Origin of the sequence: Bradyrhizobium sp. DOA1 (assembly GCF_001593325.1) — a bacterium.
Taxonomy (GTDB): Bacteria; Pseudomonadota; Alphaproteobacteria; order Rhizobiales; family Xanthobacteraceae; genus Bradyrhizobium.
Window position 1 is genome coordinate 6717797 of sequence record NZ_JXJM01000001.1, and the last position, 25500, is coordinate 6743296.

Consider the following 25500-nt stretch of genomic DNA (forward strand, 5'->3'; position numbering starts at 1 on the left):
CCCCTGATCGTCTGCGGCCGGTTCGAGGGCGTGGACCAGCGGGTGATCGACGGGAGGGGCCTGGAGGAGGTCTCGATCGGCGATTACGTGCTCTCCGGAGGCGAAATCGCAGCCTTTACCTTGATCGATGCCTGCGTCCGGCTGCTGCCGGGGGTGATGGGCAAGGAGGCCTCGGGAACCGAGGAAAGCTTCTCGGATGGCCTGCTCGAGTACCCCCAATATACCCGCCCGCAGCTGTTCGAGGGGGCTCCGATCCCGGAGATCCTGACCTCCGGCGACCATGCCAAGGTCGCATCCTGGCGGCGTGCTGAATCCGAGGCCCTGACGGCGGCCCGGCGGCCGGATTTGTGGGCGCAAGTCCCGGCCAAGCCGCCGAATCGGGCCCGCGGCCAAAAAACGCCAAAAAACAAGACAGACGGGTGACAAACGCTCCGGCTTGCCTTATAGGAGCGGCCACATCCGCAATGGCTGGATCAACGAATTTCACGCAGCCCCCGTTTCGAAGGCTGGGCGCGCCGATGGAGATTTACCCATGAACCTGATCAAGCAGCTCGAGCAAGAGCAATTCGACAAGCTGTCCGCCGGCAAGGACATCCCGGAATTCGGTCCCGGTGACACCGTGATCGTCAACGTGAAGGTCGTCGAAGGCGACCGCACCCGTGTGCAGGCCTATGAAGGCGTCTGCATCGGCCGTTCCGGCGGTGGTCTCAATGAGAGCTTCACCGTCCGCAAGATCTCCTACGGCGAGGGCGTCGAGCGCGTGTTCCCCGTGATGTCGCCGATGATCGACTCGATCAAGGTGGTGCGCCGCGGCAAGGTGCGTCGCGCCAAGCTCTATTACCTCCGCAACCTGCGCGGCAAGTCGGCCCGCATCGTCGAGAAGCAGGACCGCCAGGCCGCCGTCGGCGAGTAAGCTTCGCCCCACCAGGCAAGTTTCCAAAGCGCGGGGCTCGGCTCCGCGCTTTTTTGTTGCCTCAGCCGTGCGCGTCAAAGCTCTCGCGCTTCCAGATCGGCCTGCTATATATCCCTAGAATGTTTCCAGATCTGACCAGCCCCTCGTCCGTCAAGCGCATCGTCATCGATGATCGCTCGAGGCTGCCTGGCCGGTTCTTCGGGCGCTTCGCGACCTCGGCAACGTCAGAGCTTACTCGCGCAGCCTAAAAGCTGCGCTGACGATCTGTTGCCCGCGCGGCCTGCCGCGCTCATCGCTGACACACATTCTTCGGAGCTCAAGCTCATGTCCAAGCCGACCACATTGTACGACAAGATCTGGAACGACCATCTGGTACACGAAGCCGAGGACGGCACCTGCCTGCTCTATATCGACCGCCATCTGGTGCATGAGGTGACCTCGCCGCAGGCGTTCGAAGGCCTGCGCGCGACGGGACGCAAGGTGCATGCGCCCGAGAAGACGCTGGCCGTCGTCGACCACAACGTGCCGACTACCGATCGCACCAAGCCGAATCCGGATCCGGAGAGCATCGAGCAGATCAAGGCGCTGGCCGAGAACGCCAAGGAATTCGGCATCGAATATTACAACGAGTTCGACAAGCGCCAGGGCATCGTCCACGTCATCGGCCCCGAGCAGGGCTTTACGCTGCCCGGCACCACCATCGTCTGCGGTGACAGCCACACCTCGACGCATGGCGCGTTCGGCGCGCTCGCGCACGGCATCGGCACCAGCGAGGTCGAGCACGTGCTGGCGACGCAGACGCTGATCCAGAAGAAGGCGAAGAACATGCGCGTCACCGTCGACGGCACATTGCCGGAGGGCGTGACAGGCAAGGACATCATCCTGGCCATCATCGGCGAGATCGGCACCGCCGGCGGTACCGGCTACGTGCTGGAATATGCCGGCGATGCGATCCGCGCGCTCTCGATGGAGGGCCGCATGACGGTCTGCAACATGTCGATCGAAGGCGGCGCCCGCGCCGGCCTCGTTGCGCCCGACCAGAAGGCCTATGACTTCCTGCGCAACCGTCCGAAGGCGCCGAAGGGCGCGGCCTGGGACGCAGCAATGCGCTATTGGGAGAAACTGCGCTCCGATGAAGGTGCGCATTTCGACCACGAGCTGCGCCTCGACGCCGCCAAGCTGCCACCGATCGTGACCTGGGGCACGAGCCCAGAGGACGTGATCTCGGTAACAGGCACGGTGCCCGATCCCGACAAGATCGCGGACGAGGCCAAGCGCATCTCCAAGCATCGCGCCCTGAAATACATGGGCCTGACCGCAGGAACGAAGATCACCGACATCAAGCTCGACCGCGTCTTCATCGGCTCCTGCACCAACGGCCGCATCGAGGATTTGCGCGCGGCCGCGAAGATCGCTGAAGGCAAGACCGTGTCGGCGAACGTCAACGCCATGGTCGTGCCGGGCTCCGGCATCGTGAAGGAGCAGGCCGAGGCAGAAGGTCTGGACAAGATCTTCATCAAGGCCGGCTTCGAATGGCGCGAGCCGGGCTGCTCGATGTGCCTCGCCATGAACCCGGACAAGCTGAAACCGGAAGAGCGCTGTGCCTCGACCTCGAACCGCAATTTCGAGGGCCGCCAGGGCTTCAAGGGCCGCACCCATCTGGTGTCGCCGGCGATGGCGGCCGCCGCGGCGATCGCCGGTCACTTCGTCGATGTCAGGGAGTGGCGTTAAGCCCGTCGCTGTAATTGTAGCGATCGCGGCAAACCGCCCTTAATCCGCCTCGCCTCATGCTCGTCCTCGCGAGGGTTTCGCGAGGACGTTGCCTATGGCCAACAAGCCGGAATATGTCGATCTGATCAGCGAGGCCACGCGCCAGAACCGGCGGCGCGCGATGCCGCTGCGCGCCGTCCCCAAGCCGGAGGTCGAGGAGACCTCAAAGCTCAGCCACTGGCCGCCGGCGATGTTCAAGCAGTGGAAGCTCGACAATCTGATGCGGTGGAGATCCGCATCGTGGAAGAAGGATTAGCTGTAACAAGTCCCTCCGTCATGGCCGGGACAAGCCCGGCCATGACGAATGCGGAGCTAGCAGCTCACATCACCAATACCGATACGGATAGTGCCAGCGCGGCCAGTGGCAGACGCGACGCGGGCCGTAATAGGTGAAGATGATCCGGCAGCGGCGCGGATAGTGGTAGTAGGGATAGTAGCCGCCGACATAGTAGCGCCGGTGGAAGTGACGATGGCCGAAATGGGGGCGATGATGGCCCCAGTGGCGGTGGTAGCCGCCATATCCGCCGTGACGGAAGCCGCCATGGTGATAGCCGCCGACATGCCGGAAGGCCGGCGCGGCGCGGAAGCCGCCGATATGGCGGCCGTGAAATCCACCGCCGCGGAAGCCTCCGATATGACCACCGCGGAAGCCACCGCCATGAAAGCCGCCACCGCGGAAACCTCCGCCGTGAAAGTGGCCACCATGACCATGCCCGCCGCGAACTTGCGTGACGAGGTCGCCGGCCGCCGCCTTGGTCGCGGGCGACGTCGCCGGATTGATCAAGGTGAGTGCCTCAGCGCGGCGCGCGGTGCCAACCGACAGCATCAATGTCGCGGCGGCCGCGAGCCCGAGCAAGCGCATCGGGCTTGCTCGAAGTCCCAATATCCTCAGCATGAAATCCTCTCTGAAGTCGGACAGCGAAAGTTACGAGCCGACGTCTCGGCCGCGCCATCGCTGTTCAATTACGGTCGCTCCCACGACAAACTGAGGAGAGCCACGTGAACGCGCCATGAATGAACGACGCTGCGCTCCGCGATGCGACGCAGTGCCGCGACAAGCGGCGTCTCGTCAGAAGGGGCCGTAGCCGAACACGAAGGGTGCTGGCACGCCGTAGGGGTAGGGACGGTAGTAAACCGGCCGCGCGTAGTAGCGTGGATCACGGCGGATGGCAGGTCGCGCGATGACATGGGTCCGCGCCGTTCGTCGCGCATCGAAGATCGCGACCCCTGCCGAGGCCTCCGGCACCGTCACCCTTTGCGCAGCGAAGGCGCGCGGCACACCAGCGGCAAGCGTGACAGCGACGACCAATTGAACCCATCTCATCGCGATCAGCCCGATGAGGCGCTCGCGCTGTTTCGTTGGCGAGGGCGTTGAGCCAGGCATCAGCCGCGGCGCCAGTAGCAGCTTACGCGCGGCACGATCACCGTGCCGCTCGGCCGGTATTCCTGAACATAGGTGGCATTGCAGACGCGGAGGGCGTCAGGGCCGGGATTGTAGCGCGGGTAGACGCCGTCGGGGCTGTAATAGGGCGTGACGCGCAGGCGCCGCTGCTTGCGCGGGGGCGGGACCTCGTCCGGCGGGGCCGCCTGGGCGAGACGGATCGTGGGGCCGGCGGTCTGGGCCTGAGTTTGAGCTTGGGCATCAACGCCAAGCTGCGAAAACAACCCCATGCACAGTAGCGTCAGCGCTGTTTTCGCTCGCATTTTTCCGCCCACCTGAAACGTTCCCTTCGAGCCCCCACGCTCCCCGTTTTGGCGGCGCGCGTCAACCTCGCCGCGCTTATAAAGCGGGATGCGTCGCCGCGGAACCCACGCTATGAGAGGGTCATGTGGACTGAATTGAAAGCGCCCTCGCTGGCCGAGATGGAAGCGACGGCACACGACATCTTCGAGCGCCTGCCGGCCGAGTTTCGCAAGCTCTGCGAGGGCGTGATCATCCGCGTCGACGACTTCCCGACCGAGGAGGTGCTCGACGAGATGCAATGCGAAAGCGAGTTCGACCTGCTCGGCCTGTTCCAGGGCGTCGGACTGCCGCAGCAGAGCCTCGGCGACGTGGCGCGGCTGCCGAACATGGTCTGGCTCTACCGCCGGCCGATCCTGGACTATTGGGCCGAGCACGACGAGACCCTCGGCCACATCGTCCGTCACGTGCTGATCCACGAGATCGGCCACCATTTCGGCCTGTCGGACGAGGATATGGCCGCGATTGAGGCGCAAGCAGACTAGATCTGCCGAATTCGGCCTAGGATTTCCGCCCCGATCGCGATAAACACCGGTTCCTCTAGACCCATCCGGGAAAGCGCAACCATGGACAAGTTCACCACGCTGGAAGGCGTTGCGGCGCCGCTGAAGATCATCAATGTCGACACGGACATGATCATTCCGAAGCAGTACCTCAAGACCATCAAGCGCACCGGCCTTGGCAAGGGGCTCTTCTCCGAGCAACGCTACAAGGATGACGGCAGCGAGAACCCGGACTTCGTGCTGAACCAGCCGGCCTACCGCAATGCGAAGGTGCTGGTCGCCGGCGACAATTTCGGCTGCGGCTCGAGCCGCGAGCATGCGCCCTGGGCGCTGCTCGACTTCGGCATCCGCTGCGTGATCTCGACCTCGTTCGGCGACATCTTCTACAATAACTGCTTCAAGAACGGCATTCTGCCGATCCGCGTTTCGCAGGAAGACCTCGACAAGCTGTTCGACGATGCCGAGCGCGGCGCCAATGCGACGCTGACGATCGACCTGCCGAACCAGGAGATCCGCGGCCCCGACGGCGGCAAGGTCAAGTTCGAGATCGATCCGTTCCGCAAGCACTGCCTGATCAACGGCCTCGACGACATCGGCCTCACGATGGAGAAGAAGGCCTCGATCGACACTTACGAGGACAAGCTCAAGCGCGAACGCGCCTGGGCCTGATCTCGCGTTTCATTCGAGCCCCGGCGTGACGAGCGCCGGGGCTTTTTCTTTGTTCAAATTGTCCTTTATAGCTTCCGCGCATGCTGCCCGAGATCGTCACTTTCTGGCATGGCCCGATGGACGCGCTGCGCCAGACCTGTCTGCGCTCGCAATTGGCTGCCGGCCACAAGGTCACCGCCTACAGCTTCGACACCATTCCGGGCCTGCCTGCAGGGATCGCGAACGCGGATGCGGAGGCGATCCTGCCGCATGCATTCTCGGAACGCTTGCGTCCGCCGCAGCCCGACGGCAGCTGGCGCGACTGGACCACGCTGCAGTTCAGCGACTTCTTCCGCATGAAGCTGATGGCGAAGAGTCTCGGCCTCTGGCTCGACGCCGACGTGCTGCTGCTCAAGCCGGTCGAGATTGATCCGGCAAAGCCGTATTTCGCCTGGGAGCGGCCGCGCCAGCTCGGCAATTCCGTGATCTATCTTCCGCCCGAGCACGGCATCGTCGCCGCGTTCGAGGATCTGATGGAGCAGGAGGAGCTGACGCCGAACTGGCTCTCCATGCGCCACCGCATCACCTTCATGATGCGTCGCCTGCGCGGCGGTTCGAACCGGCTCTCCGATATCCGCGTCGCGATCTACGGCCCCGCGGCGCTCACCGCACTCGCGCGCCGCACCGGCGAGCTCGCTTGCGCGCTGCCGAAGCAATCGTTCTACGCTGTGCATGCCGAGCCGAAGCTGTTCTTCGATCCCTCGAGCTATCTCGGCCTCGTCACCAACCCTGACATCATCGGCCTGCACATCTCGCCCAAGGGCCGCGGCGGCGAAAAGCCGATTCCGGGCAGCCTGTATGCGTGGGCGACGGAGCGGTTTGGCTGAATCTCGTGCCCCGGACGCGGCGCAGCACCCCTTGGTGATGCGCTGCTGAGCCGGGGCCCAGCAATGTGGCGAGATGGGTCCCGGCTCTGCGCAGCAGCGTTTCACGCTGCAGCGCGTCCGGGACACGAGACCATTTTGCTTCTCCCTTCCCAATTTGATCCAGCGCAACGCGTCCCTGCACCATTGTGCCTAATCTGGCTCCATTTCCACGATCCCAACGGAGCCTCGCATGAGCACCGCAAGCAGGCCTTATCCCATCGTCCAGGACCTCATCGAGTCCTTTGCCGGCTGGCTGAAGCATCGCCGCGAGATCAACGAGATGCGGCAGCTCGACCGCGCCGATTTCGACCGGATCGCCAGCGATCTCAGGATCGCGCCTGACGATCTCAAGGAGCTGGTCCGCCATGGCAAGCACGCCGCCGACGAACTGCCGAAGCTGCTGGACCAGCTCGGCATCAGTGCCGAAGGCCTCGGCCGCGCGCAACCGCTGCTGCTGCGCGACATGGAGCGGGTCTGCTCGCTCTGCGACCACAAGGGTCAGTGCGACCGCGACCTCGCCGCCGGCACCGCCGCGGAGAATTATCATGGCTATTGCGCCAATGCCGCGTCACTTGAGTCGCTCGATCGCGCAGAGATCGTGCCGCACTGAGCCGCGGAGGCGCCGACGAATGAGTTTCTCGGCCGGAACGCGGCCGTCGGCCTAACGCACGTCGCAAGCCTCGCGCCGGTCGTTGTAACGCGCTATGCTGAATCGGTATGGTGTCGCCATACTGACTCAACGATACCGCATGACCCATTCCGCCAAGTACGGGACGAGGAAGCGACGGTGGCCTTTCGCGCTGGCCCTTGTCGTGCTCGTCTATCTGGCCCTTGCATACGTTCTGTTGCCCACCCTGTGGATTCACCACGAGCATGAAGCAGGGCTCGCTTCGTTGCCGATGCTCACCAGGACGTCGGACGATATCCCTGGCGATCCCCTGAACGTTGGACTTGTTGGCGACGGCGAGGATGTGGTCCGCGCCATGCATGCGGCCGGATGGTTTGCGGCCGACGCCGTGACGCTGCGATCGAGCATCGAGATCGTCGGGAGCGTGGTCCTGGATCGACCGTATCGCGACGCTCCTGTCAGCCCGCTCTATTATCTGGGAAGGAAGGAGCAATACGCGTTCGAGAAGCCTGCAGGGAAAAGTGCCGATCGGCGGAATCATGTTCGGTTCTGGAAGGCCCTTGAAAAGGGTGATGACGGTCGTCCCGTCTGGCTCGGTTCAGCGACTTTCGACCGAGGCGTCGGGCTAAGCCACGATACGGGACAGGTCACCCATCACATCGCGGCCAACATCGATGCCGAGCGGGATCTCTTGATGGGCGACTTGCGAGCGGCCCGCGTCGTCAGCAAGTTCTTTCAGATCTCTGGCATAGGCCCGACCCTGTTCGGCCGAAACGGTGGCGGCGACCCCTACTATACCGATGGCGAGATCCACGCCGCCGTCCTGGTGCCGGGAGCGGCGAACGGGCCTGCCGATCCGCCGACCGTTCCACCGCCCTCACTCATTGCTCTCAAGGATGCCATCTGGCACGGCATCGCTCGCCAAACCGAAACGAAGCCTTAGAGCGCGACGAGATCAGGATGAATCGTCATCGCGCTGCTACCAAGCCCGGCGTCACTTGCCGGTCACGAAATAAAAATCCTGCCGGCCGGAGATAGAGCCGTAGCTGAACGGCTTCTGCTTGCGGCCGGTCGCTTCCATGACGTCATCGCGCACGAAGTCGAACAGCCTGCGGACCTCGAGGCCCGGCGTCGGGACGTTCTTGACGAAGGCGGCCGCGAACGGGCTGTTGCTCCCGTCGCCATCGAGCGCGGTCTCGCCATCCTTGGCGGCGTAGACCACCAGCGTTCCAGCTTCCGGCTCGACAGGGGCCAGACCTCGCGACACCGAACGCGACGCCACCGTCATCGTGCGCTTCATCTGGGCCGCGAACGGGTTGTCACGGCAGGCATCGAGAATGACCAGGCGTAATTTCTTCGCGCGCTCCGCGGCATTGAGCACCTGATCGACCGGCACGGCTTCGAATGCGATCTCGCGATCCGCGGCGATCCTGGCATCCGTCGGGATGAGATAATTGACGCCACCGACCTCCATGCCGTGCCCGGCATAATAGACGACGGCCCAATCCGCAGTTTCCGCGCGTGCAGCGAACTCGCGCAGAGCGCTCACCAGCGCATCCTTGCGAAGATCGGTCAACAGCGTGACCGCTTCGAACCCGGTGAGCTTCAGCACGTCCGCGACGAGGCTCGCGTCGCGCACGGGGTTCGGGAGCGCGGCGACGTTTTCATAAGCCGAATTGCCGATGACGAGGGCGATACGACGATCACCGTTCGCAGCTCCGGGCGCCACGACGGCCGGAGGAACGCTGGGTTTTTCGACCAGTATCGTTGTCGGCCGCGGCGCAGGCAGGACAGCCAGCCGCTCGCGTGCCTTGTCCAAAGCCCATTTCGTGGCACTCCGGGCCAGCCCGAGCGTCGCGTCGAAGTCGGCTCTTGCCCTGGCGAAATCTCCGCGCTTCTCGTAGGCCAGACCGCGATTGACATAGGCGTTCGCGTATGTCGGATCCACGCGTAGCGCTTCCGTGTAGTCCGCGATGGCCCAGTCCGAATCGCCCTTGTTGCTGTATGCGTTGCCGCGATTGAAATAGGCGTTCGCATTCGTCGGCTGCAGGCGGACCGCCTCGGTGTAATCGGCAATGGCGCGACCCATGTCGCCCTTGTTGCTGTAGGCATTGCCCCGGTTGTAGTACGCGTTCGCATAGGCCGGATCGAGCCGGATCGTCGCCGTGTAGTCCGCGATGGCGCGCTCCGTGTCGCCTTTGTTGCTGTAGGCGTTGCCCCGGTTGTAATGCGCATTTGCATGGGCGGGATCGAGCCGGATCGTCGCGCTGTAATCCGCAATGGCGCGGTCCGTGTCGCCCCTGGCGCTGTAGGCGTTGCCGCGGTTGTAATACGCATTCGCGTCCCGGGGATCGCGCCGTATCGCCTCAGAGGCGGCGGCGATGGCGGCGCTCGCCTCGCGGTTGGCACGGTCGTTCGCGGCAGCCGGGGCAGCAAGAACAAGAAGTGCGAGGCAATAGAATAACTTGCGAAACATGAGGACGCCCACTCACCGTATCGGGACTGGAAGCAGTATTTAAACGGCACAAATCTAACGAAGCAATCGACTGGGGCGTGTGACGGAGATCACAGCGAGCTCGACGCTGGAGTGCTCGACGGGACCTCGCCGTGAACGTCAGAGCCTTCGCAGACACCACCAAAAGCTGCAAGCGCTTCAGCGAAGCCGCCCTGACGGATCAAATGGCAGCTAAATCCGTAGCGTTGAATGCCAGCCAATCTCGCGCAGTGGTGGCGGGGGCAGTGGCTGGGCTGGCGATCGATGAACTCCGTCGCACAATCAGACTAAGTACCCAACATGGAGAGAACCGCATGCGCCAGATTGGCGGACATCTCCACCAATTGATCTGCGCCTGCCGCTTCCAGCTCCTCCCGGCTGCCGTATCCCCAGAGCGCGCCGAGGCCACGCATCCCGACCGCGTGAGCACCAGCGATGTCGTGGCGATGATCGCCGACCATGAGGCTGTGCGATGGTGAGATACCATGCTTGGACAGGATATGAGCGAGCAGCTCCGGCTTGTCGTCCAATTCGCCGCCCGGCACCGAACCGTAGATGCCATCGAAATACGCAGCGAGGTTCAGATTCTGCAGAATGCGCCGTGCGAACACTTCACGCTTCGACGTGGCGAGATAAATCCGCAATCCGGCGCGACGCATCTCGTCGATCGCGCCGCTGATTCCGGGATAGAGCTCGCTGCCGAGCAGACCGGTTTCGCCGTAGTGCTGACGATAGGCAATGGCGGCTTCATCGATCCGGTCGTCGCCATACGCCGCAAGCAATACCCGCAAGATATCTTCGAGCGGTGGACCGATCACGATGTCGGGCGCCTTACCGGGATTGTGACCAAGCACGCGCAGTGCCGCTGAGGCGACAATGCCGGGCTTGGAATCGACCAGCGTTCCGTCGAGATCGAGCAGGACGGAACGCGCCGGGTCCACCCCTCAGCCCTTCCCCATCGCCGCGATCGCATCCGCGATTGCGATCGTACGGCGCGCCATGTCGGCATGGAGCCGCTCCACCATCGCACCGTCGAGACGGATCGCGCCGCGCGAGACGTTTTCCGAAAGCTCGAACGCCGCGATGATCTTTCGCGCGCGCGCGACTTCTTCCTCCGGCGGGGTGAAGATCGCGTTGCAGGCGTCGATCTGCGAGGGGTGGATCAGCGTCTTGCCGTCGAAGCCGAGGTCGCGGCCCTGCGCGCATTCGGTGGCAAAGCCGTCGGAATTGGCGATGTCGCTGTAGGGGCCGTCGAGGATTTCCAGGTCATAGGCGCGCGTCGCCAGGATGCAATGGGTGATCATCGGGATCATCGCCGCGCGGCCCGGCAGCATCCGGATGCGCGTCTCGCGCGAGATGTCGTTCGGGCCGAACACGAAGCCGGAGAGGCGCCGCGACGGATCGCGGCCGGCTGCCGCGAGTTCCTCCGCATGCAGCACGGCGCGCGCGGTCTCGATCATCGCCCAGACTTTCACGGTGGGCGCGGCGCCAAGCTCGGAGAGCTTTCGGCCGATCGCGTCGAGATCTTCGACACTTGAAACTTTTGGAACCAGGATGCCGTCGGGCGAAGCCTTGGCGGCCATGGCGACGTCGTCGGCCCACCAGGGCGTGTCGAGGCCGTTGGTCCTGATCAAAATCTCGCGTTTGCCAAAGCCCTTGGCCGCGATCGCCGCGGCGATGCCGTCGCGCGCCACCGCCTTGGCATCGGGCGCAACGGAATCCTCGAGGTCGAGGATCAGGCCGTCGGCGGCGAGATTGCGCGCCTTTTCCAGCGCGCGGGGGTTGGAGCCGGGCATGAACAGATGGCTGCGGCGCGGGCGGGTCATGCTGCGTTCCTTCCTCGTCTTTCCGGCCTCAGCCGATAGCATTTGGCCTGCCTATTCGAAAGGCTTGTTCGCGCCTGCGGTCTATGATTAGGCATAGGTATGATGACATTCCCGAAGCATTTGCTGGAAGGCTACAAGGCCTTCGCAACCCAGCGGCTGCCGACCGAGCAGACCCGCTATCGCGAGCTGTCGGTGAAGGGGCAGTCGCCGCAAGTGATGGTGATCGGCTGCTGCGACAGCCGCGTCTCGCCCGAGGTGATCTTCGACGTCGGCCCCGGCGAATTGTTCGTCGTCCGCAATATCGCCAACCTCGTGCCAGTGTATCAGCCCGACGGCAACGCGCACGGCGTCTCGGCGGCGCTGGAATATGCGGTGACGGTGCTGAAGGTGAAGCACATCGTCATCCTCGGCCACGCCCAATGCGGCGGCATCCGCGCCTTCGTCGACAAGATCGAGCCGCTGACGCCCGGCGACTTCATCGGCCGCTGGATGCAGATGTTCATCAAGCCGGGCGAGGTGGTGGAGCAGCGCGAGCACGAGACCATGGCGCAGTTCGTCGAGCGCATCGAGAAGGCCGCGGTGTTCCGCAGCCTGGAAAACCTGATGACGTTCCCGTTCGTGCGCAAGGCGGTCGAGAGCGGCCAGATGCAGACCCACGGCGCCTATTTCGGCGTCGCGGAAGGATCGCTGTTCGTGCTGGACAAGACGACGAAAGAATTCAAGAGGGCGAATGGCGAATAGCGAATGGCGAGTAGGGAATAGAAGTTTCTATTCGCCACTCGCTACTCCCCATTCGCTTGCTTTCACGCCGCCTTCTTCTTCGCGCTGATCAGCTTGCGGTTGATCAAGACTTCCGCGATCTGGATCGCGTTGAGGGCTGCGCCCTTGCGGAGGTTGTCCGACACGCACCACAGCACGAGACCGTTCTCCACCGTCGCGTCCTCGCGGATGCGGCTGATGTAGGTCGCGTCCTCGCCGGCGGCTTCATACGGCGTGGCGTAGCCGCCGGGCTCCTGCTTGTCGATGACGAGGCAGCCGGGCGCCCTGCGCAGGATCTCGCGGGCTTCGTCCGCGCTGATCGGGTTCTCGAACTCGATGTTGACGGCTTCGGAGTGGCCGACGAAGACCGGCACGCGCACGCAGGTGGCGGTGAGCTTGATCTTGGGATCGAGGATCTTCTTGGTCTCCGCCATCATCTTCCACTCTTCCTTGGTGAAGCCGTCTTCCATGAAGACGTCGATGTGGGGGATGACGTTGAAGGCGATGCGCTTGGGGAATTTCTTCGCGACCAGCTCGTCATTGGTGTAGACGGCCTTGGTCTGCGAGAACAATTCGTCCATCGCGTCCTTGCCGGCGCCCGACACCGATTGGTAGGTCGAGACCACGACGCGCTTGATCGTCGCCTTGTCGTGCAGCGGCTTGAGCGCGACGACGAGCTGCGCGGTCGAGCAGTTCGGGTTGGCGATGATGTTCTTCTTCTTGAAGCCTTCGGTCGCGCCCGCGTTCACCTCGGGCACGATCAGCGGCACGTCCGGGTCCATGCGCCAGGCCGAGGAGTTGTCGATCACGATGGCGCCGGCGGCGCCGATCTTCGGCGACCATTCCTTCGACACCTCGCCGCCCGCCGACATCAGGCAGATGTCGACATCGGAGAAGTCGTAGTGCTCGAGCGCTTTGCACTTCAGGGTGCGGTCGCCATAGGAGACCTCGACGCCGACGCTGCGGCGCGAGGCCAGGGCCACGACCTCGTCCGCGGGGAATTTGCGCTCATCGAGGATGTTGAGCATTTCCCGTCCGACATTGCCGGTCGCGCCGACGACTGCGACTTTGTAACCCATCGTTCACTCTCCGATGAAAAAGCCCGTTCCCGAAGCTGACGCTTAAGCAGGAAGAGCAGCGCTTCTATGCGAGAACCGGCCTCAAGACAATGTGAGACCATGCCTGAAGGCCGTGGATGCAGTCGCCCGAGGCCAGCACGGCCGCAAGCCCTACCCAGATCCAGCTGACGCTCCTGGCTGTCGCCGACGAGGTCGTCGGCACGCTGGCACATCTGGTCGCCTATGTGGGGGCGCTCGCGCTGTTTGCCATCCTCGCCCTTGCGGCGCTGGGCCAGCTGCCTGAGCTGCGCGGCGATGAGCCCGCGGACAAGCCGGGCTGGAGCACGGCCGATCGCTCACACCCGGCCTTCGCCGTCAGCCGCACCGATTCATCTGAGAAAACAGCCTCTTACACCATCCTCAGGCATCCCGAGGGCGGCCGCAGGGACGTGCTGCGCTGGATCGGCGAGGCCGACAGGCCCTTGGCCGAACTCGAGATCTACCGGGAAGGCGGCGAATTCGATGTGGCCCGCCCCGCGACCGCGGATCTCGCCGCTCAGATGGGATTGGGCGCGGCCACGGCGCTGGAGCAGGCCGGACTGATCGATACCAAATTTGGCCCCGTTGCCCTGTTCCGTCCGGTCGGCGCGGCGGAGGGGATGCGGGCCTGCCTCGGCTACCTCAAGCGCTACGAGGAGCCGGCGCTCCAGATCTCCGGCTTCTCCTGCCAGGGCGACACGCTGCCCGCCCGGCGCGCGGCGGTCGCCTGCACGCTGAACCGGCTGACGCTGCTGGCCTCTGGCAACGAGCCCAAGCTCGCGGAATTGTTCGCCCATGCCGAGCTGAAGCGCCGCGGCTGCGAGTCTCAGGGATCGTCGGACTGGCTGCTGGGCGCCGCCAACGCACAATTGCGCGGGGCGCTCTGAGCGGCATCCGGCCCAAGTGGCTGGTATTGATGCAACTTTTGCCGGCACGCACGATTATTCCCCCCTGGTGTGACCCAATTGACCTAGTTGCATCCGCCCCGGCCGGGCTAGTATGGGGTGAAATCGACTGGCGGCCTGCCGCCTGAAGGGGACGTGATGAGCTTGAAATTCTCTGCGGCGAACACCTTGGCGACCTGGCTTGCGGCGGGCGCCGTCATTGCCATCGCGTTTGCGTCGCCGGCTTCCGCCGACACCCGGACCAAGCAGCGCTATGACGAGCGCGGCCGGCCCTATTATGGCCCGACCGGCCCCAACGCGGTCTATCAGCAGGGCCGCACTCGCATCTATGTGAGCAAGCGCTCCTGGCTGGACGGCGGCACCGAGGTCAACCCCGGCGACCGCAAGTTCACCGACTACGCCTTCCCGCCGGCCGTCGGCTATCCGACCTTCGCCCGCGAGAACCTCAACCGTCCGATCGACCGCCAGCCGCTCTCACCGCCGCAGGACGTCGGCGGCTATCCGCAGAACTTCCCGCTGTACTGAGCGGGCATATCTCACGAATCAAATGGCCGGGCTCACGCCTGGCCATTTTGTTTGCGAGATGCCGTAGGGTGGGCAAAGGCGCGAAGCGCCGTGCCCACCACCTCATGAGTCGCAAGAATGCGTGGGCACGCTGCGCTTTACCCACCCTACAATTCCTGTTGCTCGGGTGAGATGCGTGAGCGTCACGCGTTCGCAGCCGGATCGTAACGCCTGCAAAATTCGTCGATCGCCTCGGAGCGGAAATCGCCGAGCCGTTCGAAGATCAGCTCATCCGGCCAATTCCACCAGGCGATGCGGCGCAGGCTCGCCGCAACGGCGTCATCGAAGCGCTTGCGGATCGAAAGGGCGGGAACGCCGCCGACGATGGTGTAGGGCGCGACATCGCGGCTGACGACCGCGCCCGCGGCGATCACCGCGCCGTCGCCGACATTCACGCCCGGCAGCAGGATGGCGGCGTGGCCGATCCAGACGTCATTGCCGACGATCACGCGGTCGCCGCGGCGGTCGGCGAAGAAGTCGCGGTCGCGCGTTGCGCCCGCCTCGTAATATTCGGGGACATAGGTGAAGCGGTGCTGCGAGGGACGGCCCATCGGATGGTTCGGCGCGCCGATCCGCACCGAGTTGGCGATCGCCGTGAACTTGCCGATCACGGCGTCGGCGACGTCGCAATTCTCGCCGAGATAGGAGTAATCGCCGAGCGAGGCATATTCGATGCGCGTGTTGGCGAGCACCTCGCAACGGCGCCCGATCTGCGCCTCGCGCAGGCGCACCGTCTCATGGACGATGGTATCCGCGATCTTCGGGCGGGGCGTATCCATGGGAGGCTCCGACAGGAGGTGCCGTAGGGTGGGCAAAGGCGCACTTGCGCCGTGCCCACCATCTTTCGTCTATCGCGCTGGAAGTGGTGGGCACGCTCGCGCTTTGCCCACCCTACGATTGCGGCGCTTGCCGCCTACGCGTGCAGCTTCTGCAATTCCTTCAGGATCGCTTCGCCCATCTGCGTGGTCGAGACGGCGGTGGTGCCTTCCGACTTGATGTCGGCGGTGCGCAGGCCGCCGGCGAGCACGACGGCGATGGCGGCGTCGACCTTGTCGGCGAGATCGCCCATGTCGAAGGAATAACGCAGCGCCATGCCGAAGGACGAGATCATCGCGATAGGATTGGCGAGGCCCTTTCCGGCGATGTCAGGCGCCGAGCCGTGCACGGGCTCGTACAGCGCCTTGCGCTTCTTGCTCTTGACGTCCACTTCGCCGAGCGAAGCCGAGGGCAGCATGCCGAGCGAGCCCGTCAGCATCGCCGCGATGTCGGACAGCATGTCGCCGAACAGATTGTCGGTGACGATGACGTCGAACTGCTTCGGCCATTTCACCAGCATCATGCCGCCGGAATCGGCGAGCTGATGCTCCAGCGTGACGTCGGGATATTCGCGCTTATGGACCTGGGTCATGACCTCGTTCCAGAGCACGCCCGACTTCATGACGTTGCGCTTCTCCATCGAGGTCACCTTGTTCTTGCGCTTCCTGGCAAGCTCGAAGGCGACCCGGCCGATGCGCTCGATCTCATAGGTGTCGTAGACCTGGGTATCGATGGCGCGCTTCTGGCCGTTGCCGAGATCGGTGATGGTCTTGGGCTCGCCGAAATAGACGCCGCCGGTGAGCTCGCGCACGATGACGATATCGAGGCCCTCGATGGCATCGCGCTTCAGGCTAGAGGCATCCGCCAGCGCCGGATAGCAGACGGCCGGGCGGAGGTTGGCGAACAGGGCGAGATCCTTGCGCAGGCGGAGCAGGCCGGCCTCCGGGCGGACCTCGTAAGGCACGGCATCCCATTTCGGGCCGCCGACCGCGCCGAAGATCACGGCGTCGGCATCCTTGGCCTTGGCCATGTCGCCCTCGGAGATCGACACCTTGTGCGCGTCATAGGCGGAGCCGCCGACGAGGCCGGTGTCGGTCTCGAACTTGGCGATCCCGGCCGAATTGAGCCAGTCGATCAGCCGCTTCACCTCACCCATCACCTCGGGGCCGATACCGTCGCCGGGGAGCAGCAGCAATTTGTGGGTCGCCATGGTCGTGTCCTCAGTTTATCTCGTCATTGCCGGGCTTGACCGGCAATCCAGCTTTCTTGAAAGGATGGGTGCCCGGGTCAAGCCAAGGTCGATCCCCGGCATGACGAGCGGGCATGAATTTCGGCCGGAGTGCTAGAGCGGCGTTGCGCGCTTGGCAAGACACCATTGCCGGGGAGCCGGCTGTGCAAAGCGGATGGAGCCTGCCACACTCGGCCCGCCGGAGTACCCCTTGCACGCCCCAGACCGTCCTCCAGAAGAGGCCCATCCCGCGCGGCTGATCCTGACCCTGTCGCTGGCGGCAACGGTCGGGCTCGGCATCGGCCGCTTCGCCTATGCGCTGGTGCTGCCGGACATGCGGGAGGACCTCGGCTGGTCCTACTCGGCCGCCGGTTTCATGAACACCATCAACGCCGTCGGCTACTTCGTGGGGGCGCTGGTGGCATCGCGGCTGATCCAGCGCATCGGCTGGGCGGCGGCGATCCGGCTGGGAACACTGGCCTGCGTCGCCGCCCTCGCGACCTGCGCGCTGACGGGCAATTTCATCGCGCTGAGCCTGGCGCGCCTCGTGCTGGGCCTCGGCGCGGCAGCCGGCTTCGTCGCCGGCGGCGCGCTGGCCGCCACAATCGCGCAATCGCGCCCCGAGCGGGCCAATTTCCTGCTCAGCCTGTTCTATGCCGGTCCCGGCATCGGCATCTTGTCCTCGGGGCTGATCGCCCCGTTCACGCTGCAATATTTCGGGCCGGGCTCGTGGTGGATCGTGTGGTGGGCGCTGACGCTGCTGTCCGTCGCGATGACGATCCCGCTATTTTTGATCCGCATCGAGAGCAGCACCCGCTTCTCCGAAGGCAGCCACGCCTCGTTCGCGATCCTGCCGGTGCTGATCTATCTCGCCGGCTACTTTCTGTTCGGCGCCGGCTACATCGCCTACATGACCTTCATGATCGCCTATGTGCGCGACGGCGGCGGCGGGGCCGCGGCGCAGGCGGCATTCTGGAGCCTGATCGGGCTCAGCGCTTTCGCAACACCCTGGGCCTGGCGCGGCGTGCTGGCGCTCGACCGCGGCGGGCTGGCCACCGCCATCATCCTCGGCACCAACGCGCTGGGGGCCGCCTTGCCGATGCTGGGACATTCGCCGGCCTGGCTTGCGGTCTCGGCCGTGGTGTTCGGCGTCGCCTTCTTCGCAGTGGTCGGCTCGACCACCGCCTTCGTCCGCTTCAACTATCCGCCCGAGGTATGGCCGACCGCGATCGCGGCGATGACGATCTCGTTCGGCGTTGGCCAGACGCTCGGCCCGATCGTGGTCGGCGCGATCACGGATGCGCTGGGTAGCCTGAGCTACGCGCTGAATGTGTCGGCGGCATTGCTGGCGCTCGGGGCGGTGGCGGCGTTGTGTCAGCGCAAGGTGGGACCAAAAGCGGCGAATGGCGAATAGCGAGTGGCGAATTGTGAGCCGCGAGTGCGTTACCTACTCGCCACTCCCCATTCGCTACTCGCTGTGTCAACTTCCGCTGAACGAATTATACCCCTGGTCTTCCCAATAGCCGCCCTTGTAGTCGTTGGTGACTTCCATGGAAACCACGTATTTCGGGTTCTTGAAGCCGAGCTTTGTCGGCACGCGGATCTTCATCGGAAAGCCGTAGGCGCGCGGCAAAATCTCGTTCGCATATCTGAACGTCATCTGGGTCTGCGGATGCAGCGCGCTGCGCATGTCCAGGGGCGAGTTGTAGCCGTCCTTGTCGGCGCATTGGAACCAGACGTATTTGGCGCGCGTGTCGGCGCCGATCAGCTTGAGGAAATCGCGCATGGGCGTGCCGGTCCAACTGCCGATCGCGCTCCAGCCCTCGACGCAGATGTGACGGGTGATCTGCGTGACCTGCGGCAGCTTGTAGAGTTCGTCCAGCGTCCACGACTTCTTGTTGTCGACGAGGCCGCGCACCTCGAGCTTCCAGTCCTTTCCATCTATGTCGGGGGCGTCGTCGAGATCGTAATAGGCGTTGAACGGAAACGGTTTCGTGATCGCGCTCTCGGGGAAGGTTGGCGCCAGCGCGTCGGGATTGAAGATGAAGGCCTGCACGGCGTCGTTGAACTTCGAAACTTTCGCCAGCATGGTCTCGGCCGAGGACGAATCGATCACGTCGCAGCCTGTAAGCAGCGTCAGCGCGCCGAGGCTGGCGCCGCCCGCGATGAAACGGCGCCGGGTGACGTCGGGCATGGTCTTGAGGGAGTCCTTGATCAGCAGCCGCTTATCGACGCCGGGGATCAGGAATGAACGCTTGGCCATGGCCTCCTCACATATCTATTCTGAGCATGATCTTGTCGGAAAACCGCTTCACACTTTTCCGGATCATGCTCTAGCGACCGATGATCATCGCGCGCAGGCTCTTCGGCACCAAGAGCGCGAGCAGGACGTGGATGACGAGGAAGGCGCAGATCGCGGCCATGCAGAAGAAGTGCACGTAACGCGCGGCCGGATAATCGCCGAACAGCATCACGAGGTAATAGAGCTGCACCGGCTTCCAGATCGCAAGACCGGACAGCACGATCAGCACGCCGACCACGATGATGCCGGCATAGAGCAGGCGCTGCACGTAATTGTAGACCGTGAGATCGTCATGGCCGAGCTTGAAAGTCAGTGCGGCCCTGACGTCGTGAAGCACGCCGGACGCCGTGATCGGCAGCAGCTTCTTCCGGAAACGTCCGGTGGCAAGACCGGTGACGAGATAGGCGAGGCCATTGATCATCAACAGCCACATCGCCGCAAAATGCCAGAGCAGGCCGCCACCGAGCCAGCCGCCGAGGGTGTACTCGCGCGGAAAGGTGAAGCCGAACAGCGGTGAGGCGTTATAGATCTGCCAGCCCGATAGAATCATCAGGATCATGGCAAGTGCATTGACCCAGTGCATGATCCGGACCCAGGCCGGCTGGATCACTTTGGCCGGGGTAGCCCCGACCTGCTCGTCGCTGACTGTGAGGCTCGCCATGGTGGTTCCGTCCTGAAGGTCGTGTGACAGCAATTATACGCCCGTCCTGCGGCTTTCGTTACGCCCTCTCCGGCATCGAATTTATACCGGCCAGCTATGGTGGTCACAAAAAAACGAGCCGGGGCACCCCGGCTCGCTGTCTCGAGGCATCCTGTTCGGGGATGAAACAGGACCGCGCGGTGTTACGTCGCGGGCATCAGCACGGTGTCGACCACATGGATGACGCCGTTGGACTGGTTGACGTTGGAGATCGTCACCATCGAGGTGCCGCCCTTGGCATCGACGATCCAGACCTTGCCGTCCTGCTTCTTCACCGTCAGCTCCTCGCCTTCGGCGGTCTTCAGCTTCTTGCCGTCGGTGAGATCGGTGGCCGCGAGCTTGCCGGGCACCACGTGATAGGTGAGGATCTTGGTCAGCGTCGCCTTGTTCTCGGGCTTGACGAGGTTGTCGACGGTGCCGGCCGGCAGCTTGCCGAAGGCGGCGTTGGTCGGCGCGAACACCGTGAACGGGCCTTTGCCTTCCAGCGTCGGCACGAGGCCGGCGGCCTTCACCGCCGCGACCAGCGTGGTGTGGTCCTTCGAATTGACCGCGTTCTGGACGATGTTCTTGGACGGGAACATCGCCGCGCCGCCGACCATGACGGTCTTCTCTTCGGCGCTGACAGGCGCGACAACGGTCGCGGTGATGGCCAGGGCGCTGAAGGCGGCGGCAGCGAGATAGGCAATGCGCTTCGACATGGAGAGTCTCCCGATTGAATTGAGACCGGCGATCGCCGGCGTTGAGTTGGGGCAACAACGGCGTCTGCGACGTGAGGTGATGCAGCTGTGCCGTCGTTGGACCGAACTACGGGAGGGTCCGCCGGCCGGTTTCGGAGAAAAATTCTTGTGATGCGTGAAACTATGGGGCGATTTGTTCGTGTGATGGCTCAGGCGTCATTGCGAGGAGCCCTTGCGACGAAGCAATCCAGACTGTCTCTGCGGACGCATTCCTGGATTGCTTCGCTTCGCTCGCAATGACGAGTTCGCGGCTCCCCCGCCTCAATCCCTGTTGTTCGGCGTCTGGACGAAGCCGCGATTATGCGTCGGGCTGATCAGCACCTCGTTGATGCAGACGCGCGCCGGCATGCTGGCGATGAAGGCGATGGTGCGGCCGAGATCTTCGGATTGCAGCATCTTCGCCTGCTCATCCTCGCTTGGCACGACCGGGCGCAGCTTCAGGATCGGCGTTGCCACCTCGCCCGGCATCAGGCAGCAGGCGCGCAGGCCGTTGACGCATTCGTCCATGTTGAAGGAATGGGTCAGCGCCAGCACCGCGTGCTTGGTCGTGGTGTAGGCCGGGCCCGGCATCTTCGAGACGTGACGACCGGCCCAGGAGGAGACGTTGATGATCGCACCGTCCTGCTGCTTGCGCATCGTCGGCAGCACCGCGCGCATGCAATAGAGCACGCCGTTGAGATTGACCTGGACCAGCTGATCCCAGCCTTCGAGTTCCATGTCCTTCCAGCTGCGCTTGGGGACATTGATGCCGGCATTGTTCACCAGGAGATCGATCCGGCCGTGTTTGGCAACGATCTGATCGGCTGCCTTCTGAGCTTCGGTGGCGTTGGACACGTCCAGCACGATGGCTTCCGCCGCCCCGCTCGCCTTGGTGATCTTCGCAACCACGGCATCGAGGGCCTCTTTGCGCCGGCCCGAGACCACCACCGTCCAGCCATCGGCAGCCAATGCCTCGGCGCCGGCCTCCCCGATCCCGCTGCCGCCGCCCGTGACCCAGGCCACGCGTTTCCCGGTTTTTGTCATGCAAACTGTCTCCGTTGCTTCTGCGGGGCGGTTTTTGCTAATCCAGCCCTCGGTTTGACCGGCCTCTGCCGGCGAGGAATGTTGCATGAACCAAGCTGCCGACGCCAACCTGTTTTCCCGCCTGTTCGACGGCCTTTCCGATCCCAAGCGCCTCGCGATCGAGACGCATGACGGCGGCCGGATCAGCTATGGCGATCTGATCGCGCGGGCGGGGCAGATGGCCAATGTGCTGGTCGCACGCGGCGTGAAGCCGGGCGATCGCGTCGCGGTGCAGGTGGAGAAATCGGTCGCCAACATCGTGCTGTATCTCGGCACTGTCAGGGCCGGCGCGGTCTACCTGCCGCTCAACACCGCCTATACGCTGAACGAGCTCGACTATTTCATCGGCGATGCCGAGCCCTCGCTGGTGGTCTGCGATCCCTCCAAGGCGGAAGGCCTCGCGCCGATCGCGGCCAAGGTGAAGGCCAAGGTCGAGACGCTCGGACCCGACGGCAAGGGCTCGCTGACGGAGGCCGCCGACAAGGCGAGCCGCGAGTTCACGACGGTGTCGCGCGCAAACGACGATCTCGCGGCGATCCTCTACACGTCAGGCACCACGGGGCGCTCCAAGGGCGCGATGTTGACGCACGACAATCTCGCGTCGAACTCGCTCAGCCTCGTCGACTACTGGCGCTTCACCGACAAGGACGTCTTGATCCACGCGCTGCCGATCTATCATACGCATGGCCTGTTCGTTGCGACCAATGTGACGCTGTTCGCGCGCGCCTCGATGATCTTCCTGCCGAAGCTCGACCCGGACCTGATCATCAAGTTGATGGCGCGCGCCACCGTTCTGATGGGCGTGCCGACCTTCTACACGCGCCTTCTGCAAAATCCGGCGCTGTCGCACGAGACGACCAAGCACATGCGCCTGTTCATCTCGGGCTCGGCGCCGCTGCTGGCCGAGACCCACCGCGAATGGTCGGCCCGCACCGGGCACGCCGTGCTCGAGCGCTACGGCATGACCGAAACCAACATGAACACGTCGAACCCCTATGACGGCGAGCGCGTGCCCGGCGCGGTCGGCTTCCCGCTCCCCGGCGTCTCGGTGCGCGTCACCGATCCTGAGACGGGCAAGGAGCTGCCGCGCGAGGACATCGGCATGATCGAGGTGAAGGGTCCGAACGTCTTCAAGGGCTATTGGCGGATGCCGGAGAAGACCAAGTCCGAATTCCGGCCCGACGGCTTCTTCATCACCGGCGACCTCGGCAAGATCGACGGCAAGGGCTACGTCCACATCCTCGGCCGAGGCAAGGACCTCGTCATCTCCGGGGGCTTCAACGTGTATCCCAAGGAAATCGAGAGCGAGATCGACGCCATGCCGGGCGTGGTCGAGTCGGCTGTGATCGGCGTGCCGCACGCCGACTTCGGCGAAGGCGTGACGGCAGTGCTGGTTTGCAATAAGGGCGCCGACGTCACGGAAGCTGCCGTTCTGAAGGCGCTCGACGGCCGGCTGGCAAAATTCAAGATGCCCAAGCGCGTCTTCGTCGTCGACGAACTGCCGCGGAATACCATGGGCAAGGTGCAGAAGAACATTCTGCGCGACACGTACAAGGATATTTACGCGAAGAAGTGAGGGGTGGGACACCGCTCTCTCGTCTCGTCATTGCGAGGAGCTCTTGCGACGAAGCAATCCAGAGTGCCGCCATGGAAAGATTCTGGATTGCTTCGCTCCGCTCGCAATGACGGAGTTTGTGGCGGCTATAGCGCGCCCACCAAACTCAGCACGAACCGGCTGCCGACGATGAACAGATAGACCCCGAACGCCACTTCCAGCGTCCGCTTCGACATCGCATGCGCGGCCTTCACGCCGAGCGGTGCCGTGACGAGGCTCATCGGCATCACCAGCACGGCACCGATCAGCGACACGTAGCCGAGCGCGAACGGGACTTGCAGCGCCGCAACGGCGGGATAATTCGCCGCCGCCGGCCACCCCGCATAGATGTAGCCGAGCGCGCCGGGGATCGAGATCAGCACCGCGAGCGCCGACGAGGTCGCGACCGCCTGGTGGATCGGCCGGCCGTAGAACGTCATCAGCAGGTTCGAGAACAATCCACCGCCGATGCCCATCAGGGTCGAGAGGATGCCGACGCAGAAGCCGTAGGCGCGCATCAAGGGACCCTTCGGCAGGTCCTCGCCGAACCTCCAGCCTTCGCGCGCGAGGATCAGGCGGGCGGCCGCCGAATAGGCGACGGCGACGAACACGATCTTGAACAGCCGCTCGGGCGCGTAGCGAGCGATCACGCTGCCGGCGACGACGCCGATCACGATCGGCAGCCACCAAGCCCGCAGGATCGTCATGTCGACGGCGCCGCGCTTGTAGTGCGCCTGGAATGAGCGGATCGAGGTCGGAATGATCACCGCGAGCGAGGTGCCGACGCACAGCGGCATGCGAACCTCCAACGGCACGCCGGCAATGCGGAAGCACTCATAGAAGACAGGCACGAGGATCGCACCGCCGCCGATGCCGAACACGCCGGCGAGGAATCCGGAGAGCGCGCCTGTCGCGATCAGCAACAGCGCCAGCTCGACGATTTCCTTGATATCAAGACCTGCGATCACCCCTGACCTGCCCTGGCGACTGGCCGCAACCTCTCCGAGCCGTCGCTTGGGAACGCTGCGCATGGAGCATTAGGCGATCTGATTCCCGCGGTCGACAGGTCGGGCCTCCCGGCTGGGGTGGGATGCAGAGTGCGCATATCCAATTTGCGGCAGGTTGGATCGGATTGAGGCGCAGGTTGCGTGCGCGGGTCCCATCGGCGCCTCGACTGGGTGCCGCTCGACCGTTTGGACGGCATGGTCCGTTTAGATGCGTTCCAATAGCAATTTCAACGCATCGTGCTCAGTTCTCAAATAATGAACTTGTATGCTGTTCTTTCTTGGTGGATCGACGCTCTGGTATACCAAGCCGCTGATTGGCCTTGGTTCATCAAGGCTCTAGAGCTGAACGACGGTTCGATTTATGGCCATTTGGTGATTGCGCGGGGGAAATCGACTCCGTAAATAGAGCCGACCTTTCCGATCCCCGCGCGCCCTCTTACGGGCCGCCATACAACATCAAAGCCCATGACCGCACGGATCGAACGACCACTCTCGCCACACATGCAAGTGTACCGCTGGACGCTGACGATGGCGCTGTCCATCGTCCATCGCGCCACCGGTATTGCCCTCTATGTCGGAACCCTGCTGCTGGTCTGGTGGCTGGTCGCCGCGGCCTCCGGGCCGGCCGCTTACGCGCACGTCCAGGCCTTCTCCAGCAGCATCATCGGCCGGCTGATCGTGTTCGGCTACACCTGGGCCTTGATGCACCATATGCTCAGCGGCATCCGGCATTTCGTCTGGGATCTCGGCTACGGCTTCAAGGCCAATGAGCGCGAAGCGCTGACTTGGGGCGCCCTGATTGGCGGCATCGCGCTGACCGTGCTGATCTGGATCATCGCCTACGCGAACGGAGGCGGCCGATGAGTTTCGACGAATCCCACGGCTCTCCGAAGCCTCCCTCGATGCGCACGCCGCTCGGCCGCGTCCGCAACCTCGGCGCCGCGCATTCCGGCACGTCCGATTTCTGGCGCCAGCGCATCACCGGCGTCGCCATGACGCTGCTGATGATCCCGGCGGTGGTGATCATCATCATGCTGCTCGGCCGCAACCAGGTTTACGCTGCGCAGACCCTGAGCTCGATTCCCGTCGCGGTGATCCTGCTCCTCTTTATCCTCGCCTGCGCCTGGCACATGAAGATCGGCATGCAGGTGGTGATCGAGGACTACATCCATAACGAGAAGCTGAAGCTCACCGCGATCATGCTCAACAACTTCTTCTCGTTCGCCGTGGCGCTCGCCGCGACCTATGCGATCCTGAAACTGTCATCCGGAGTGTAACCC

General features: G+C 64.0%; 29 protein-coding genes and 1 pseudogene. 16 read left to right on the forward strand and 14 right to left on the reverse strand.

The window, feature by feature from the left end:
• The 4 genes and pseudogenes from SE91_RS31085 to SE91_RS31100 all read left to right on the forward strand — a co-directional run.
• Window positions 1–423 (forward strand): annotated as a pseudogene (locus SE91_RS31085) (tRNA (guanosine(37)-N1)-methyltransferase TrmD); the annotation flags it as partial.
• 109 nt (window positions 424–532) lie between these two features.
• Window positions 533–913 (forward strand): 50S ribosomal protein L19, encoded by a 381-nt coding sequence (rplS, locus tag SE91_RS31090; protein WP_011083318.1) that lies wholly within the window; start codon window positions 533–535, stop codon window positions 911–913.
• A 324-nt stretch (window positions 914–1237) separates the two neighbouring features.
• The gene (gene leuC / locus SE91_RS31095) at window positions 1238–2644 is read left to right on the forward strand and encodes a 3-isopropylmalate dehydratase large subunit (RefSeq protein ID WP_061851420.1); all 1407 of its coding nucleotides are present in this window, start codon (window positions 1238–1240) and stop codon (window positions 2642–2644) included.
• Window positions 2645–2738: 94 nt separating this feature from the next.
• Window positions 2739–2939, forward strand: coding sequence for a hypothetical protein (locus SE91_RS31100; RefSeq protein WP_061850369.1), 201 nt, complete (start codon window positions 2739–2741; stop codon window positions 2937–2939).
• A gap of 69 nt (window positions 2940–3008) precedes the next feature.
• Here the strand turns inward: SE91_RS31100 and SE91_RS31105 are convergent, their stop codons facing one another.
• The 3 genes from SE91_RS31105 to SE91_RS31115 all read right to left on the reverse strand — a co-directional run bounded on the left by SE91_RS31105 (window position 3009) and on the right by SE91_RS31115 (window position 4354).
• Window positions 3009–3578 (reverse strand): hypothetical protein, encoded by a 570-nt coding sequence (locus SE91_RS31105; protein ID WP_061850370.1) that lies wholly within the window; start codon window positions 3576–3578, stop codon window positions 3009–3011.
• A 174-nt stretch (window positions 3579–3752) separates the two neighbouring features.
• Window positions 3753–3992: a hypothetical protein gene (locus tag SE91_RS31110; RefSeq protein ID WP_349541123.1), complete on the reverse strand. Its 240-nt coding sequence runs from the start codon at window positions 3990–3992 to the stop codon at window positions 3753–3755.
• A 74-nt stretch (window positions 3993–4066) separates the two neighbouring features.
• Complete coding sequence (locus SE91_RS31115; protein ID WP_008539062.1) at window positions 4067–4354, reverse strand: hypothetical protein; 288 nt, start codon at window positions 4352–4354, stop codon at window positions 4067–4069.
• A gap of 156 nt (window positions 4355–4510) precedes the next feature.
• Here SE91_RS31115 and SE91_RS31120 point away from each other — a divergent pair, with 156 nt between their 5' ends.
• From SE91_RS31120 to SE91_RS31140, 5 genes are all read left to right on the forward strand, one after another.
• Window positions 4511–4909: a metallopeptidase family protein gene (locus tag SE91_RS31120; protein ID WP_061850371.1), complete on the forward strand. Its 399-nt coding sequence runs from the start codon at window positions 4511–4513 to the stop codon at window positions 4907–4909.
• Window positions 4910–4990: 81 nt separating this feature from the next.
• The gene (gene leuD, locus SE91_RS31125; RefSeq protein WP_008539074.1) at window positions 4991–5596 is read left to right on the forward strand and encodes a 3-isopropylmalate dehydratase small subunit; all 606 of its coding nucleotides are present in this window, start codon (window positions 4991–4993) and stop codon (window positions 5594–5596) included.
• Window positions 5597–5676: 80 nt separating this feature from the next.
• Window positions 5677–6462, forward strand: a complete 786-nt coding sequence (locus SE91_RS31130) for a glycosyltransferase family 32 protein (RefSeq protein WP_061850372.1) — start codon at window positions 5677–5679, stop codon at window positions 6460–6462.
• A gap of 229 nt (window positions 6463–6691) precedes the next feature.
• On the forward strand, window positions 6692–7111 hold the full coding sequence (locus tag SE91_RS31135; protein WP_061850373.1) for a hypothetical protein: 420 nt from the start codon (window positions 6692–6694) through the stop codon (window positions 7109–7111).
• A 139-nt stretch (window positions 7112–7250) separates the two neighbouring features.
• Window positions 7251–8072, forward strand: a complete 822-nt coding sequence (locus SE91_RS31140; RefSeq protein ID WP_061850374.1) for an LssY C-terminal domain-containing protein — start codon at window positions 7251–7253, stop codon at window positions 8070–8072.
• A gap of 51 nt (window positions 8073–8123) precedes the next feature.
• Here the strand turns inward: SE91_RS31140 and SE91_RS31145 are convergent, their stop codons facing one another.
• The 3 genes from SE91_RS31145 to SE91_RS31155 all read right to left on the reverse strand — a co-directional run bounded on the left by SE91_RS31145 (window position 8124) and on the right by SE91_RS31155 (window position 11449).
• Window positions 8124–9605 carry a tetratricopeptide repeat protein gene (locus SE91_RS31145; RefSeq protein ID WP_061850375.1) on the reverse strand — a complete coding sequence of 494 codons (1482 nt, stop codon included), beginning with the start codon at window positions 9603–9605 and terminating at the stop codon, window positions 8124–8126.
• A gap of 305 nt (window positions 9606–9910) precedes the next feature.
• On the reverse strand, window positions 9911–10564 hold the full coding sequence (locus SE91_RS31150) for an HAD hydrolase-like protein (RefSeq protein ID WP_061850376.1): 654 nt from the start codon (window positions 10562–10564) through the stop codon (window positions 9911–9913).
• 3 nt (window positions 10565–10567) lie between these two features.
• The gene (locus SE91_RS31155; protein ID WP_061850377.1) at window positions 10568–11449 is read right to left on the reverse strand and encodes an HpcH/HpaI aldolase/citrate lyase family protein; all 882 of its coding nucleotides are present in this window, start codon (window positions 11447–11449) and stop codon (window positions 10568–10570) included.
• 99 nt (window positions 11450–11548) lie between these two features.
• On the opposite strand from SE91_RS31155, the gene SE91_RS31160 reads away from it, so the two are divergent.
• The gene (locus SE91_RS31160; protein WP_061850378.1) at window positions 11549–12190 is read left to right on the forward strand and encodes a carbonic anhydrase; all 642 of its coding nucleotides are present in this window, start codon (window positions 11549–11551) and stop codon (window positions 12188–12190) included.
• Between the two features lie 62 nt (window positions 12191–12252).
• On the opposite strand, the gene SE91_RS31165 is transcribed toward SE91_RS31160, so the two are convergent.
• Window positions 12253–13287, reverse strand: a complete 1035-nt coding sequence (locus tag SE91_RS31165) for an aspartate-semialdehyde dehydrogenase (RefSeq protein WP_061850379.1) — start codon at window positions 13285–13287, stop codon at window positions 12253–12255.
• 116 nt (window positions 13288–13403) lie between these two features.
• On the opposite strand from SE91_RS31165, the gene SE91_RS31170 reads away from it, so the two are divergent.
• Window positions 13404–14192 carry a hypothetical protein gene (locus SE91_RS31170; protein WP_061850380.1) on the forward strand — a complete coding sequence of 263 codons (789 nt, stop codon included), beginning with the start codon at window positions 13404–13406 and terminating at the stop codon, window positions 14190–14192.
• Between the two features lie 156 nt (window positions 14193–14348).
• Window positions 14349–14735 (forward strand): hypothetical protein, encoded by a 387-nt coding sequence (locus SE91_RS31175; RefSeq protein ID WP_060734476.1) that lies wholly within the window; start codon window positions 14349–14351, stop codon window positions 14733–14735.
• A gap of 182 nt (window positions 14736–14917) precedes the next feature.
• Here the strand turns inward: SE91_RS31175 and SE91_RS31180 are convergent, their stop codons facing one another.
• Window positions 14918–15553, reverse strand: coding sequence for a DapH/DapD/GlmU-related protein (locus tag SE91_RS31180; protein ID WP_061850381.1), 636 nt, complete (start codon window positions 15551–15553; stop codon window positions 14918–14920).
• Between the two features lie 134 nt (window positions 15554–15687).
• Window positions 15688–16800, reverse strand: coding sequence for a 3-isopropylmalate dehydrogenase (gene leuB, locus SE91_RS31185; RefSeq protein ID WP_061850382.1), 1113 nt, complete (start codon window positions 16798–16800; stop codon window positions 15688–15690).
• A 229-nt stretch (window positions 16801–17029) separates the two neighbouring features.
• Between leuB and SE91_RS31190 the strand changes: the two genes are divergently transcribed.
• Window positions 17030–18232 carry a YbfB/YjiJ family MFS transporter gene (locus SE91_RS31190; RefSeq protein ID WP_061851422.1) on the forward strand — a complete coding sequence of 401 codons (1203 nt, stop codon included), beginning with the start codon at window positions 17030–17032 and terminating at the stop codon, window positions 18230–18232.
• A gap of 66 nt (window positions 18233–18298) precedes the next feature.
• Here the strand turns inward: SE91_RS31190 and SE91_RS31195 are convergent, their stop codons facing one another.
• From SE91_RS31195 to SE91_RS31210, 4 genes are all read right to left on the reverse strand, one after another.
• On the reverse strand, window positions 18299–19081 hold the full coding sequence (locus SE91_RS31195) for a molybdopterin-binding protein (protein WP_061850383.1): 783 nt from the start codon (window positions 19079–19081) through the stop codon (window positions 18299–18301).
• Window positions 19082–19151: 70 nt separating this feature from the next.
• Window positions 19152–19781, reverse strand: a complete 630-nt coding sequence (locus SE91_RS31200; RefSeq protein ID WP_008539097.1) for a cytochrome b/b6 domain-containing protein — start codon at window positions 19779–19781, stop codon at window positions 19152–19154.
• Between the two features lie 182 nt (window positions 19782–19963).
• Window positions 19964–20518 (reverse strand): fasciclin domain-containing protein, encoded by a 555-nt coding sequence (locus SE91_RS31205; protein WP_060734475.1) that lies wholly within the window; start codon window positions 20516–20518, stop codon window positions 19964–19966.
• A 300-nt stretch (window positions 20519–20818) separates the two neighbouring features.
• Window positions 20819–21580 (reverse strand): SDR family oxidoreductase, encoded by a 762-nt coding sequence (locus SE91_RS31210; protein ID WP_061850384.1) that lies wholly within the window; start codon window positions 21578–21580, stop codon window positions 20819–20821.
• 85 nt (window positions 21581–21665) lie between these two features.
• On the opposite strand from SE91_RS31210, the gene SE91_RS31215 reads away from it, so the two are divergent.
• Window positions 21666–23195, forward strand: a complete 1530-nt coding sequence (locus SE91_RS31215) for a malonate--CoA ligase (RefSeq protein WP_061850385.1) — start codon at window positions 21666–21668, stop codon at window positions 23193–23195.
• 125 nt (window positions 23196–23320) lie between these two features.
• Here the strand turns inward: SE91_RS31215 and SE91_RS31220 are convergent, their stop codons facing one another.
• Window positions 23321–24181, reverse strand: coding sequence for a sulfite exporter TauE/SafE family protein (locus SE91_RS31220; protein WP_061850386.1), 861 nt, complete (start codon window positions 24179–24181; stop codon window positions 23321–23323).
• Window positions 24182–24685: 504 nt separating this feature from the next.
• Between SE91_RS31220 and sdhC the strand changes: the two genes are divergently transcribed.
• Both sdhC and sdhD read left to right on the forward strand, forming a co-directional pair.
• On the forward strand, window positions 24686–25084 hold the full coding sequence (gene sdhC, locus SE91_RS31225; RefSeq protein ID WP_008539103.1) for a succinate dehydrogenase, cytochrome b556 subunit: 399 nt from the start codon (window positions 24686–24688) through the stop codon (window positions 25082–25084).
• A complete protein-coding gene (gene sdhD / locus SE91_RS31230; RefSeq protein WP_008539104.1) occupies window positions 25081–25497 on the forward strand; it encodes a succinate dehydrogenase, hydrophobic membrane anchor protein in 417 nt (138 codons plus the stop codon). Before sdhC ends, sdhD begins: the two co-directional genes overlap by 4 nt.
• Window positions 25498–25500: the final 3 nt, after the last annotated feature.